This is a genomic window from Methylobacterium tardum, from assembly GCF_023546765.1.
Lineage (GTDB): Bacteria > Pseudomonadota > Alphaproteobacteria > Rhizobiales > Beijerinckiaceae > Methylobacterium > Methylobacterium tardum.
Genome location: NZ_CP097484.1, coordinates 5455423 through 5468583 on the forward strand (window position 1 = coordinate 5455423; position 13161 = coordinate 5468583).

A 13161-nucleotide genomic window follows, 5' to 3' on the forward strand; every position below is an offset into this window, starting at 1 on the left:
CGCTCAGAACAGCGAGATCAGCACGATGCCGCCGACCATCAGGGCGGCGCCGATCAGGCGCGGCGGGCCGGCCTTGACCTGCTTCATGCCGAACCAGCCGAAATGGTCGAGCGCCACCGAGGTCAGGAGGTTGGCGGTGATGAGCAGGCCGTTGAACGCGCCGGCCCCGACCTTGTCGACGAAGAGCAGCCCGGCGAAGACCGCCACCGCCCCGGTGATCCCGGCGAGGGGCATCCACCAGCGGACGCCCGCGATGTCGGCCCGGGTCGGCAGCGGCGACGGCCGCAGCAGGAACATCAGCGCGAACACGAACACGACCGGCACGAACGACACCGTCGCGGCGAGCCAGGGATTCTCCAGGGCGCCGCGGAGCTGCGCGTTCCAGACCACGCCGATCGCCATCAGGGCGCCGGCCACGAGGATGAACGGGTAGAGCAGCTTGCCCGACATGCCGTGCCCCTCGCCATGCCCCTCGCCGCCGTCGCTCTTGCCGCCCGAGCGCGCGATGAAGGTGACGCCCACCGCCATCAGCAGGCCGCCGAGCCAGGGCATCGGCTTGAAGCCCGCGGCCTGCAGGCCGAACAGGCCGAGCGCGTCCATCGCCAGGGAGGTGAGGATGTTGGCGGTGAGCGTCAGGCCGTTGAACGGCCCGGCGCCGACCTTGTCGATGAAGGCGAGCCCGCCGAACACCGCCACCGCGCCGGCCAGGCCCCCCAGCGGCGCGTACCAGGGCATCTTGCTCAAGCTGTCGAGGCTCGGCAGCGGCGTCGGCATCGTGAGGAACAGGGTCGTGAACACGAAGACGATCGGCAGGAACGACACCGTCGCGGCGAGCCACGGATTGACCATGCGGCCGCGCAGCTGCGCGTTCATGGCGTTGCCGATCGCCTGCAGCGCACCCGCCACCAGGATGAAGGGATAGAGGAGGGCAGCCGTCACGCGCGGACCTTGGGTTTGCGGGAAAAGGGTCAGACGAGGAGCAGGCCGGCGAGCGCCAGCGCGAGGGCCGGCGGCATCACCAGCAGGCCGAGCTTCAGGAAGGTCCAGGCGCCGACATCCTGGCCCTCGCGGCGGATGGCGGTGAGCCAGAGGATCGTCGCGAGCGAGCCCGTCACCGACAGGTTCGGACCGAGGTCGATGCCGATCAGGATCGCGCCCGCCACCTTCTCGGGCACGTGGGCGGCCTGCACGGCGGCGCCCGCGATCAGCCCGGCCGGCAGGTTGTTGACGAGGTTGCACAGCACCGCGACCAGGCCGCCCGCCCCCCAGGCGGTGGCCTCCGGGGCGGCGTGGGCGTAGCCCTTGAGGAGGTCCGCCAGCATCGCCAGCACGCCGGTCTTCTCCAGGGCCTCGACCAGGACGAACAGGCCGGCCACCAGCGGCAGCACGCTCCACGACACGTCCTTGGCGACCTCCACGAGGCCGCCGCGCTTGAGCAGCAGCACGACGATCGTGGTGGCGAGGCCCGCCACGAAGGTCGGCAGGCCGAGGTCGAGGCCGAGCGCCGAGGCGCCGATCAGCACGCCGCCGGTCGCCACGATGCCCAAGCCCGCCACGAGGCCGGTGCGGGACAGCGACACGGCCGCGACGTCGGTGGCGACCTGCTGGCCGCGCAGGGTCTTTGCCTGGGTCAGCCGCAGCACCGCGTAGGTCGTCCCGATAGCGAGAACCGAGGGCAGGGCGAACAGGCCGAGCCAGCGCACCAGCGGCGGCATGTGCTCGGCGAAGACCACGAGGTTGGCCGGGTTCGAGATCGGCAGCACGAAGCTCGCCGCGTTGGCGATGAAGGCGCAGATGAACAGGTAGGGGAGGGGGTTCTCGACCTTGGCGGCCTTGGTGGCCGCGTAGACGGCGGGCGTGAGCACCACCGCGCAGGCGTCGTTCGACAGGAACACCGTGACGACCGTGCCGACGAGGTAGACCAGGGTGAACAGCCGCGTCGCCGAGCCCTTGGCAGCCCGGACCGCGATCGAGGCCAGCCAGTCGAACAGGCCCTCCTTCCGGGCGACCTCCGACATCAGCATCATGCCGACGAGGAACAGGTAGACGTCGGTCCCCTTCAGCACGCCGTCCCAGGCGGTGGCGGGGGCGAGCAGGCCGAGGGCGACGAGCGCCCCGGCGCCGAGCACGGCCCAGATCGCCTCCGGCCAGGAGAACGGCCGCACGATGACGCCGAGCGTCGCGAGCGCGGCGATGGCCCAGGTGGCGATGTTGGGGGTCAGCGTCAGCGCGCCCATCGGGTCCGGTGATCCTCTGTCGGGTTGGTTGGTGCGGGGGTGTAGCGCGTCTACCAGTCCCGGCCATTGCGGTTCGGGCCGAGCTGGTCTCCGCGCAGGCCCTTCTCGGGCCAAGCGGGCAGGCGGAACGCATCGCTGCCGGGGCGGGCGTGCGGGGGCGGCGGCACGAAGCTCCGGCCCACGGGCTCGATCACTTCGGTATCGGCAGGGCCGGTGCCGTCCGTCACCGTGACGGCGAGGCGGTGCGCGCCCTCCCGCCAGGGGATGCGGGCGTGGACCGTGCGGGGCCCGTCCGGCACCATCGGGTGGGCCGGGCCGCCATCGACGCGCAGATGGCAGCGCCACGCGTCCTGCGGCCTCTCCGACAGCACGAGGGCGCGCACCGAGATCGTGCCGTCGGGGGCGTCGAGGGGGGCGGTGGCGAGGCGCCGGTCGGCCGGGCTCGTGATCATCACGAAGGGCAGCGCCCGGTCGAGGGGCTTGAAGCGCCAGCTCGTGACCGGCCCGTCGATCGCCGCGACCGCGTAGCCCACCGAGCCGTCCTCGTTCTGGCCGACCGAGCGGGCCGCCGCGTAGAGGGTGCGGCCATCCGGGGCGAGCTCGTTGTAGTGGGTATGGCCCATTTCCACGAGGCGCACGCCGTGGTGGCGGATCAGGCCGGCGAGCGCTTCCCGCTCGTCGGGCACGCACAGGTCGTCCGGGTAGGTGTGGGCGAAGACCGCGCAGGGCAGGCCCTCGCGCTCGGCCTGGGCCAGTTCCTCGCCGAGCCAAGCGAGCTGGCAGGGGCCGAGGCGGAAATCGAGGCCGAACCCCTTCTCGCCGTAGCCGGCACTGATCATGTCGAGGAACAGGCAGCGCACGCCCGCGATGGTCTCGGCGTAGTAGGATTGGGTGACAGGGGCCGGATCGCGCGGGCGCGGCAGGTCGTGGCGGCGCGCCGCGTGGCCGCCGCCGCGGCGGCTGCCGGCGATCGCCGCGAACAGGGCGTCGAAATCCGTCATCGTGCCGTGCTGGCGGTCGTGGTCGCCGGCGATCAGGCGCACCGGCAGGTCCGGATGCGCGTCGAGGGCCGCGCGCAGGAGCGCGTACTGCTCCGCCCGGCCATCCTCGGCGAGGTCGCCGGGGAGATAGGCGAAGTCGAGCAGGCTCCGGCCGTGCAGGCCCGCCACCTCCGCGAGGATCGCCCGCAGGTCGGCGACGTGGCGGTCATCGGCACCCGCCAGGTGGAGGTCGCCGACATGCGCGAACGCGAAGACGCCGTGGCGGGCCGTCATGGTGCGCCCGCGCGCGCACGCCGCCCGCTCGTTCTGCGGTTCCCCTCAGCCATCGTGCCCCCCGGGACAGACGCGTCCGCCCCGGCCGGGGATCGGCCGCGGTGGTCGCGACCGGCCCGACGTTTCGGACGGGGCCGAGTTCCGGCCTGCCGGGGAGGCACGCGGGCGGAGGGGCCTAACTTTTCGTGATCGGGGCCGCGCCGGAGGGTCAGCAGCCGGAAGTGTCGGGAAAGCAGACACCCCCTGTCGTCTGGCGCGACAGATCGCGGGATCTTGAGCCGCGCCCGGCCGGATCTTGCCGCGGGCGGTCGGAGACTTCCGGCGGCGCGTCAGTGCACGCGGCGGAACAGGTCCGGCAGGTAGCGCTCCAGGGTCTCGTGTCCCTCGAACTTCACATCCACGGTGGCGGCGTCGCCGCCCTGGCGGTGGATGCCCACGACCCGGCCGCGGGCGTGGCGCCAGATCCCCAGGATCTCGGCGAGGTCGAGCCGCTCGAACACGACCTCGTCGCCCTGCGCCACGCCCAGAGCCGGTGGCTCCCAAGCGTCGCGGGTCTGCCGCGGGGGCGCCCGATCGTCCCGGAAAAGCTCTTCCCCGGGCTCCAGGGTCGAGGAGAAGGTTTCGTTCGCGGAGTGCTCGCGGAAGAGCATGATCTTCACTAAGCCATTGCGATAAATGAATAATTACAGGTCCAAAACGATCCGGCAAGGCTTGTTCCGGCGTTTCCGGAGCGCTACCACGTCGCATCCGGCCGCCGCCGCGGCCGCGCGAGTCGCGATCCTGCGAGTCGCGATCCGGGGACGTGCGATGGGCACCTATCTCCCCGCCCTGGCTGGCGGCCTGCTGATCGGCCTGTCGGCCACGCTGCTGCTCCTGCTGAACGGCCGGATCGCGGGGATCAGCGGCCTCGTCGCCGGCCTCGGCCGCCCGGGCGCGCGCCGCTGGACCGACGCCGCGTTCCTGCTCGGCCTCGCCCTCGGGCCGCCGCTCTTCGCTCTGCTCGCCGGCCAATGGCCGCAGATGCGCATCGCGGCCGGTCTGCCGGTCCTGGCGCTGGCCGGCCTGCTGGTCGGCTTCGGCACGCGGCTGGGGTCCGGCTGCACCTCCGGCCACGGCGTCTGCGGCCTCGCGCGCCTGTCGCCGCGCTCGATCGTGGCGGTGCTGGTCTTCCTCGCCACCGGCATGCTGACGGTCGCGGCCGTCCGGGGGCTGGCGTGAGCGCGGCCCTGCGCATCCTCGCGGCCCTGGCGTCCGGGCTGCTCTTCGGCCTCGGCCTCGCGCTCTCGGGGATGCTCGACCCGGCGCGCGTACGCGGCTTCCTCGACGTGGCGGGCGCCTGGGATCCGAGCCTCGTCTTCGTCCTCGGGGGCGCCGTCACGGTCTCGGGTCTGGGCTACCGCCTGAGCCGGCGCCGCGCCCGGCCGGTGCTCGCGACCCGGTTCGACTGGCCGGCCAAGCGCCGGATCGACGCGCCGCTCGTCGCCGGTGCGGCCCTGTTCGGGATCGGCTGGGGGCTCTCGGGCTTCTGCCCCGGCCCGGCCGTCGCGGCGCTCTCCACGGGGGCGAGCCCGGTCCTCGTCTTCGTCGCCGCCATGCTCGCCGGGATGGCCCTCCACGATCTCGGACGCGGGGTCGCGGGGCGCAAGGATGCGCCGCACGAACGCGCCCCGGCCTGAGCCGGACGCCGGAAGCATTCCAATTTCCGATACAGGCCAGCCAGAGATCAAACATCCCATTCGGTCGGTATCTTTGGAATGTCGGCGCCGGCGCCCGTGATCTAAACCTCGGCGCTGAAGATCAGCTGAGCGCACTGGCACGCATCGACTTGGGGAACGGTCTCCGCACGCCGCCGCGCCTGCGGGATCGATGCCGTCCGGTCGGTGCGGGGCCCGCGCCCCGTCACGAGCCCGGAGTCCTGCCCGATGAAGGTCCTGCCTGTCCTCGCCGCCCTGGGGCTCGCCCTCGGCACAGTCTCCGCCCGGGCCGAGACCCTGAAGATCGGCACTGTCCCCGGCGCCTACAGCGACGCCGCCAACGTGGCAGCCCGGGAGGCCAAGGCCGAGGGGCTCGATGTCCAGGTCATCGAGTTCAGCGACTGGACGACGCCGAACGTCGCGCTGGACGCCGGCGATGTCGACGTGAACTTCTTCCAGCACCGGCCCTTCATGGAGAACGCCGCGAAGCAGAAGGGCTACCAGTTCGCGATCGTCGGCCTCGGGATCCTGCAGAACATCGGCCTGTACTCCCTGAAGCATAAGAGCTTCGACGCGATCCCGGTGGGCGGCTCGGTGGCGGTCGCCAACGATCCGGTGAACCAGGGCCGCGCCCTGCTGCTCCTCCAGAAGGCCGGGCTGATCAGGCTGAAGGACGGGGTCGGCTTCCTCGGCACCCTCGGCGACATCACCGAGAACCCGAAGAAGCTGAAATTCACCGAGGTCGAGGGTCCGCAGCTCGTGCGGATCACCCGCGACGTCGACCTTGCGCAGGGCTACCCGCACTTCATCGTGGCGTCCGGCAGCTTCGACCCGACCGGCGGCCTGATCTATTCCGGCATCGAGGACAAGCTCTTCGCCGTCAGCTTCGTCACCAAGGCGTCCCGCAAGGACGACCCGGCCATCGCCAAGTTCGTCAAGCTGTTCCAGAATTCGGAGGCCGTGAAGCAGCAGATCCGCAAGTCCTTCGCCGACAGCGACAAGCTCTACCTGCTGGCGTGGCAGAACTGATGGTCGGCCTCGTCTTCGACAGCCTGCGCGATCCGGCCGGACGGATCGCCCTCGGACCGCGGAACCCGGGCGCCGCCCTCGCTCCCGCAAGCGTGACGGCGCCGCCCGGCCGGGCCGCCGGCACGGTGCGGTTCGAGGCGGTCTCCAAGACCTATCCGTCCGCCGCCGGCCCGGTCCGGGCCCTCGACGGCGTCGACCTCGACATCCCCGCCGGGGCGATCTTCGGCATCATCGGCCGCTCGGGGGCGGGCAAGTCGAGCCTGCTGCGGACCGTCAACCGGCTGGAGAGGCCGAGTTCTGGCCGGGTGCTGGTCGACGGCGCGCCGATCGACGCCCTCGATACGGACGGGCTCGTGGCCCTGCGCCGCCGCATCGGCATGATCTTCCAGCACTTCAACCTGCTGGCGGCCAAGACCGTCCGACAGAACGTGGCGCTGCCGCTGGCCGTGGCGGGCATCCCCAAGGCCGAGATCGGCCGGCGGGTCGCGGAGGCGCTGCGCCTCGTCGGGCTGGAGGACAAGGCCGACGCCTACCCGTCGCGGCTCTCCGGCGGGCAGAAGCAGCGGGTCGGCATCGCCCGGGCGCTGGTGAGCAGCCCCGAGATCCTGCTCTGCGACGAGGCGACCTCCGCCCTCGATCCGGAGACGACGCTGGCGATCCTGGATCTGCTGCGCGACATCAACCGGCGGCTGGGGATCACCATCGTGCTGATCACCCACGAGATGAGCGTGATCCGCGAGATCTGCAGCGACGTGGTTGTGCTGGAGGCGGGCCGGGTGGTCGAGACCGGGCCGGTCTGGCGCGTCTTCGGGGCGCCCGCGCATCCCACCACCCGGGCGCTCCTCGAACCGCTGACCCGCGGCCTGCCGGCGGACCTCGCGGCCCGGCTGCAGCCGCACCCGGCGCCCGGCGGGTCGGCGATCCTGCAGGTCACCTATTCCGGGCAGGGCGCGCCCGATCTCTCGGGCACGGCGGCCGCCGCCGGGGCGCCGGTGCGGCTCCTCCAGGCCGGCATCGAGCGGATCCAGGGCCACGCGGTCGGCCGGATCCTGGTCGCCGTCGCAAGCGAGGATCCGGGCGTGGAGGGGCGGCTGCGGGCGCTCGGCGGGAGCGTCGAGCGGCTGGGCTACGCCGGCTCGGACTTCGAAGCGGCGTGAGTCCGCGACAGCGGCCGCCCGACAACCGTCTCGACCCGGAGCCTCGCCATGACCCCGCAGATGATCGACCGCCTCTGGCAGGCCTTCCTGGACACGCTGTTCATGGTCGGGGTCTCGGCCGGGATCGCGGTGCTGGCCGGCATCCCGCTGGCGCTGTTCCTCGTCACCTCCGCTCCCGAGGGCATCTTCCCGGCGCCGCGGGCCAACCGGGTGGTCGGGACCCTGGTCAACGGCTTCCGGGCGGTGCCGTTCATCGTGCTGCTGGTGGCGCTGATCCCGTTCACCCGGCTGGTGGCCGGCACCACGATCGGCGTCTGGGCGGCGATCGTGCCGCTCTCGGTGAGCGCCACCCCGTTCTTCGCCCGGATCGCCGAGGTGTCGCTGCGCGAGGTCGATGCCGGCCTGATCGAGGCGGCCCAGTCCATCGGCTGCCGGCGCCGGCACATCCTCGCCCACGTGCTCCTGCCCGAGGCGCTGCCCGGCATCGTCGGCGGCTTCACCATCACGGTGGTGTCGATGATCGGCGCCTCCGCGATGGCCGGGGCGGTGGGCGCGGGCGGGCTCGGCGACGTCGCCATCCGGTACGGCTACCAGCGCTTCGACACCACCGTGATGAGCGTCGTGATCGCGATCCTGATCGCCCTCGTCTGCCTCGTGCAGCTCGTGGGCGACACCGCGGTGCGGCGCCTCCGCGCCCGCTGACGGACCCTTCGCGAGGCGCGCCGGCCATGACTCTGCATCGGGACGATCCCGCCCCCGAGGCCGCCGCGGACCGGCTTCCGCCGCCGCCGTCGCCCCCGCACCGGATCCGCTCCGACGCCGAGGCGCTCGCGGCCGCCCGCGCGGTGGCCCGGGTCTTCGCCGCGGGCGCGGCGGAGCGCGACCGCGACCGGCGCCTGCCCTGGGCGGAGATCGCGGCCTTCACAGAGAGCGGGCTCGGCGGCATCACGGTGCCGCGGGCTTACGGCGGGGCGGAGGTCTCGTACGCGACGCTCGCCGAGGTGTTCGCGATCCTCGCCGAGGCCGACGGCTCGGCGGCGCAGATCCCCCAGAACCAGTTCGGCGTGCTGGCCCTGGTCGCGTTCGCCGGGCGCCCCGACCAGAAGGCGCGGATCTTTCGCGACGTGCTCGCCGGCTACCGGATCGGCAATGCCGGACCCGCCCGCAACGGCAAGGCGATCACCCATATGGAAACGCGCCTGACCGCCGGGCCGGAGGGGCCGCGCCTGACCGGCACGCGCTTCTACGCGACCGGCGCGCTCTTCGCCCATTGGATCCCGACCCGCGCGGTCGATCCCGCCGGCCGGCCGCTCGTGGTCTTCGTCCGCCGGGACGCCTCCGGGGTGCGGGTCGTGGACGATTGGCAGGGCTTCGGCCAGCGCACCACGGCGAGCGGCACGGTGGTGTTCGAGGATGCGCCCGTCGAGGCGGATCTCACCCTGGACCTCGCGCCGCTGGCCGACCGGCCGGGCCTGTTCGGCCCGGTCTCGCAGCTGATCCAGGCGGCGATCGATGCCGGCCTCGCCCGGGGCGCCACCGCCGCCGCCCTCGCATTCCTGCGCACCCGGACGCGGCCCTATCCGTTCACCGCCGAGACCGTCGCGGAGGATCCCCACATCCTCGGCGAGATCGGCCGGCTCACGGTCGACCTGCACGCCGCCGAGGAGGTTCTGGCCCGGGCCGGACGGAGTCTGGACCGGATCGCCGCCGCGCCCGTCACCGCGCAGAGCTCGGCCGAGGCCTCCGTGGCGGTGGCGCAGGCCAAGATCCTCACCACCGAGGTGGCCCTGGAGGCCTCCGAGCGGCTCCTCGAGCTCGCCGGCGCCTCGGCGACCCGCGAGGCCTATAATCTCGGCCGGTTCTGGCGCGACGCCCGGGTCCATACCCTGCACGATCCCGTGCGCTGGAAATACCACCTCCTCGGCAACTACGCCCTGAACGGCGTGCTGCCGGCCCGGCACCAGTGGAACTGAGGACCGGGCCATGCCGCTCCAGCCGCACGAGACCGCGTTCACGCGGACGCCCGCGCCGCCGCGCCCGGTGCCGGTGATCGCCGACGCCGCGTCGGCGCTGGCGATCGCCGACACGCTGGCCTCCGACTTCGCCGAGGCCGCCGTCGAGCGCGACCGCGAGCGCCTCCTGCCCTTCGCCGAGATCGAGCGCTTCACCGCATCCGGACTCTGGGCGATCTCGGTGCCGACGGAATACGGCGGCCCCGGCCTCGACAGCGCCACGGTCGCCCAGGTGATCGCCCGGATCGCCGCGGGCGACGGCTCCCTCGGCCAGATCCCGCAGAACCACTTCTACGCCCTGGAGGTGCTCCGCAACGGCGGCACCGAGGCCCAGAAGCGCGCCCTTTACGGCCGCGTCCTGGCGGGCGAGCGCTTCGGCAACGCGCTGGCCGAGATCGGCGCGCGCGACCACACCCGCCGCACGCGGCTCGTGCGTGACCCCGCGGGCTGGATTGTCGAGGGCCGCAAATTCTACTGCACCGGCTCGCTCTACGCCCACCGGATCCCGACCCTGGTCAACGCCGAGGAGGCGGAGCGGGCGGTCGCCTACCTCGTCTTCATCCCCCGGGACGCGCCCGGCGTGACCCTGGTCGATGATTGGGACGGGTTCGGCCAGCGCGTCACCGGCTCAGGGTCGGTCCTGTTCGAGCGGGTCGCCGTGGAGCCCGACTGGGTGGTGCCGTTCCAGGCCTCGCTGGAGCGGCCGACCGCCATCGGTCCCTTCGCGCAGATCCTGCATGCCGGGATCGATCTCGGCATCGGCGCGGGCGCCTTCGCGGCGACGCTGCCCTTCGTGCGCGATCGCGCCCGGCCGTGGATCGATTCCGGGGTAACGCGGGCGAGCGAGGATCCCCTGACCCTGCACGCGCTCGGCGACGTCCAGGTGCGCCTCGCGGCGGCCGACGCCCTGCTGGCGCGGGCCGGCCGCTTCGTCGACGCCGCGCAGGAAGCCCCCGACGCCGAGCGCGTCGCGGCGGCCTCCGTGGCGGTGGCGGAGGCCCGGGCCGCGAGCCACCGGGCCGGGCTTCTCGCCGCCAACAAGCTCCTCGAACTCGGCGGCGCCTCGGCCACCGACCGGGCCGAGGCGCTCGACCGCTACTGGCGCAACGTCCGCACCCACACCCTGCACGATCCGGTGCGCTGGAAGTACCACTGGATCGGCGCCTACCACCTCGACGGCCGGCATCCGCCCCGGCACGGAGCGCTCTGATGGCCCTCGCAAAGAAGCAGATCCTGTTGAACGCCTTCAACATGACTTGCGTGGGCCACATCAACCACGGGCTCTGGACCCACCCGCGCGACCGCTCGGCCGCCTACAACACGCTGTCCTACTGGACCGAGCAGGCGAAGCTCCTGGAGCGCGGCCTGTTCGACGGCCTGTTCATCGCCGACATCATCGGCGTCTACGACATCTACGGCGGCGGCATCGACGTCACCGCCCGGGAGGCCGTGCAGCTCCCGGTCAACGACCCGACCGTGATGATCTCCGCCATGGCGGCGGTGACCGAGCATCTCGGCTTCGGGGTGACGATCAACGTCCACCAGGAGGCGCCCTACACCTTCGCCCGGCGCCTCTCGACCCTCGACCACCTGACCGGCGGCCGGATCGGCTGGAACATCGTCACCGGCTATCTCGACAGCGCCCATCGCGGCCAGAGCGGCGGCACGTTGCCGGCGCACGACCGGCGCTACGACTACGCCGACGAGTACCTGGAGGTGCTCTACCGGCTCTGGGAGGGCAGCTGGGACGACGCGGCCGTGCGCCGGGACCGGGCGACCCGGGTGTTCAGCGATCCCGCCCATATCCGCAAGGTCTCCCACCGGGGCGAGTTCTTCTCGGTCGAGGGCTATCACCTGTCGGAGCCGTCGCCCCAGCGCACGCCGGTCCTCTACCAGGCCGGCGCCTCGGGCCGGGGCCGGGCCTTCGCGGGGCGTCACGCCGAATGCGTGTTCATCTCGGCCCGTGACCCCGCCGCCGCCCGCGAATCCGTGCGCGCCATCCGGGCCGAGGCGGTCGCCGCCGGCCGGAAGCCCGACGACGTGAAGGTGTTCGTCGGCCTCGCGGTCATCCCCGGACGGACGCGGGCGGAGGCCGAGGCGAAGCGGGACGAGTACCTGTCCTACGCGAGCCCGGAGGCCGGGCTGGCGCATTTCTCGGCCTCCACGGGGATCGATTTCGCCCGCTACGGCCTCGACGAGCCGATCCCCTACGCGCCGGGCAACGCCATCCAGTCGGCCACCGCGGCGGCGGCCAAGCGCGGCCTGACCAAGCGCGACCTCCTGGCCGAGCTGCAACTCGGCAGCCGCTACGCGGTGCTCACCGGCGACGCCGTGACGATCGCCGACGAACTCCAGGCCTGGATCGCGGAGGGCGAGGTCGACGGCTTCAACCTCAGCCGGATCGTCGTGCCGGAAAGCTTCTCGGATTTCATCGACATCGTGATCCCGGAGCTGCAGGACCGCGGCCTCTACAAGACCGCCTATGCCGAAGGCGCGCTGCGGGCGAAGCTGTTCGGCGCGGGCGACCGGCTGCCCGCGCGCCACCCCGCGAACGCCTTCCGGCCCGGGACGGTTCAGCGGGACTGAGCCTCGCCGCTCTCGGAGCCGAACCACCGGCCGTAGATTTCGTCGTAGCGGCCATCCTCCCGCAGGGCGAGGAGGGCCCGGTTCACGCGCTTGCGGCGCGGGTCGTTGGCCGCGAACAGGATGCCGTAGGCCTGCCGGTTGAAGGCCGGCCCGATCAGGCGCACCGGCGCGTGGTCGGCCTGCGTCGCGTAATAGGCGAGCGCCGGGGCATCGTAGACCACTGCGGCGACGGTCCCGGCCTCCAGCGCCGCGCAGGCCTCCTCCAGGCTCGCGAAGGCCACCGGCGTGGCGAAGTGGTCCGCCAGATAGGCGACCGACGTGGTGTCGGCGACGGTGCCCACCCGCTTGCCCGGCAGGTCCTGCGGCCCGTTGATGGCGCCGCGCAGGCGCTCCACCGTCGCGGTGCTGGTCAGGCCGGCCGTGAACCACGCCACCAGGGCGATGCAGGCGAACAGCCAGAGGACGGTGATCGCCCGCGCCGCGGGACTGCGGGGCATCTCCTCCGCCTGTGCGCCGAGGCTGCTCAGGGCCCACCACAGCGTGTAGGCGAAGCCGCGCCCGGGCGGCGCCTGCGCCACCATGCCCGCCGGATGGCGCCGCTCCAGCCACCAGACGAGGGCGGCCACCGCCAGGATGAGCGCGCCGATCCCCAGGACGACCTGGAGGAAGGCGGCGTCGCCCAAAAGCGCCCAGAGGGCCCGCACCGTGGCCGATCCCGTGGAATCCGGGGCCGCCCGGACGGCGATCCGCAGGCCGGTCTCCAGCATGGTCACCGAGAAGTCGAACCGCTGCTCGCGCTCCGCGGTGATCGAGACGGCCGCGATCGCCACGTCCGCCCGGCCTGCCGACAGGGCGTCGAACAGCGCGGGCAGGTTGTCGACGCGCCGGTACTCCGTCCGGACCCCCAGATCCTTGGCGATCGCGTTCCAGAGATCGATGCTGAACCCGCGCAGCCGGCCGCCCTCGTCCATGACCAGCGGCGGGACCGGATGGGTCGCGACCCGCCACGTCTCGGTGCTCCCGGTGCGGAGGGCGAGGGGTGCCTCGCGCGGCGTCTCCAGGGGCTCGGCCCGGCAGGCGCGGGCATCGAGCAGCAGGGCCGCGGCGGCCAGGCACAGGGACAGCCGCAGGGCCGGCAGGCATGCGGGAAGCGACCGGTGAGGGGCCCGCAC

General features: G+C 72.9%; 13 protein-coding genes. 8 read left to right on the forward strand and 5 right to left on the reverse strand.

Annotation, left to right across the window (positions count from 1 at the left end):
* Positions 1 to 3: 3 nt before the first annotated feature.
* The 4 genes from M6G65_RS26020 to M6G65_RS26035 all read right to left on the reverse strand — a co-directional run bounded on the left by M6G65_RS26020 (position 4) and on the right by M6G65_RS26035 (position 4032).
* A complete protein-coding gene (locus M6G65_RS26020; protein WP_238198511.1) occupies positions 4 to 939 on the reverse strand; it encodes a DMT family transporter in 936 nt (311 codons plus the stop codon).
* Between the two features lie 29 nt (positions 940 to 968).
* Positions 969 to 2237: an arsenic transporter gene (locus tag M6G65_RS26025; protein WP_238198513.1), complete on the reverse strand. Its 1269-nt coding sequence runs from the start codon at positions 2235 to 2237 to the stop codon at positions 969 to 971.
* Between the two features lie 50 nt (positions 2238 to 2287).
* On the reverse strand, positions 2288 to 3511 hold the full coding sequence (locus tag M6G65_RS26030) for a metallophosphoesterase family protein (RefSeq protein WP_238198515.1): 1224 nt from the start codon (positions 3509 to 3511) through the stop codon (positions 2288 to 2290).
* Between the two features lie 329 nt (positions 3512 to 3840).
* Entirely contained in the window at positions 3841 to 4032 is a 192-nt protein-coding gene (locus M6G65_RS26035) for a hypothetical protein (RefSeq protein ID WP_192709786.1), read from the reverse strand.
* Between the two features lie 286 nt (positions 4033 to 4318).
* Here M6G65_RS26035 and M6G65_RS26040 point away from each other — a divergent pair, with 286 nt between their 5' ends.
* From M6G65_RS26040 to M6G65_RS26075, 8 genes are all read left to right on the forward strand, one after another.
* Complete coding sequence (locus tag M6G65_RS26040; RefSeq protein ID WP_238198517.1) at positions 4319 to 4729, forward strand: YeeE/YedE family protein; 411 nt, start codon at positions 4319 to 4321, stop codon at positions 4727 to 4729.
* Entirely contained in the window at positions 4726 to 5187 is a 462-nt protein-coding gene (locus M6G65_RS26045; RefSeq protein ID WP_238198519.1) for a YeeE/YedE family protein, read from the forward strand. Before M6G65_RS26040 ends, M6G65_RS26045 begins: the two co-directional genes overlap by 4 nt.
* A 246-nt stretch (positions 5188 to 5433) precedes the next feature.
* Positions 5434 to 6234, forward strand: coding sequence for a MetQ/NlpA family ABC transporter substrate-binding protein (locus tag M6G65_RS26050; RefSeq protein ID WP_250103068.1), 801 nt, complete (start codon positions 5434 to 5436; stop codon positions 6232 to 6234).
* Positions 6234 to 7391 (forward strand): methionine ABC transporter ATP-binding protein, encoded by a 1158-nt coding sequence (locus M6G65_RS26055; RefSeq protein WP_250103069.1) that lies wholly within the window; start codon positions 6234 to 6236, stop codon positions 7389 to 7391. The genes M6G65_RS26050 and M6G65_RS26055 overlap by 1 nt, the downstream gene beginning before the upstream one ends.
* Before the next feature lie 48 nt (positions 7392 to 7439).
* Positions 7440 to 8093: a methionine ABC transporter permease gene (locus M6G65_RS26060; RefSeq protein WP_238198524.1), complete on the forward strand. Its 654-nt coding sequence runs from the start codon at positions 7440 to 7442 to the stop codon at positions 8091 to 8093.
* Positions 8094 to 8119: 26 nt separating this feature from the next.
* Positions 8120 to 9364, forward strand: a complete 1245-nt coding sequence (locus tag M6G65_RS26065; protein ID WP_238198526.1) for an SfnB family sulfur acquisition oxidoreductase — start codon at positions 8120 to 8122, stop codon at positions 9362 to 9364.
* 10 nt (positions 9365 to 9374) lie between these two features.
* Positions 9375 to 10613, forward strand: a complete 1239-nt coding sequence (locus tag M6G65_RS26070; protein ID WP_250103070.1) for an SfnB family sulfur acquisition oxidoreductase — start codon at positions 9375 to 9377, stop codon at positions 10611 to 10613.
* Positions 10613 to 11989: an LLM class flavin-dependent oxidoreductase gene (locus M6G65_RS26075; protein ID WP_238198530.1), complete on the forward strand. Its 1377-nt coding sequence runs from the start codon at positions 10613 to 10615 to the stop codon at positions 11987 to 11989. Before M6G65_RS26070 ends, M6G65_RS26075 begins: the two co-directional genes overlap by 1 nt.
* On the opposite strand, the gene M6G65_RS26080 is transcribed toward M6G65_RS26075, so the two are convergent.
* Complete coding sequence (locus M6G65_RS26080) at positions 11977 to 13161, reverse strand: transporter substrate-binding domain-containing protein (RefSeq protein WP_238198532.1); 1185 nt, start codon at positions 13159 to 13161, stop codon at positions 11977 to 11979. The two genes, M6G65_RS26075 and M6G65_RS26080, sit on opposite strands and share 13 nt — an antisense overlap.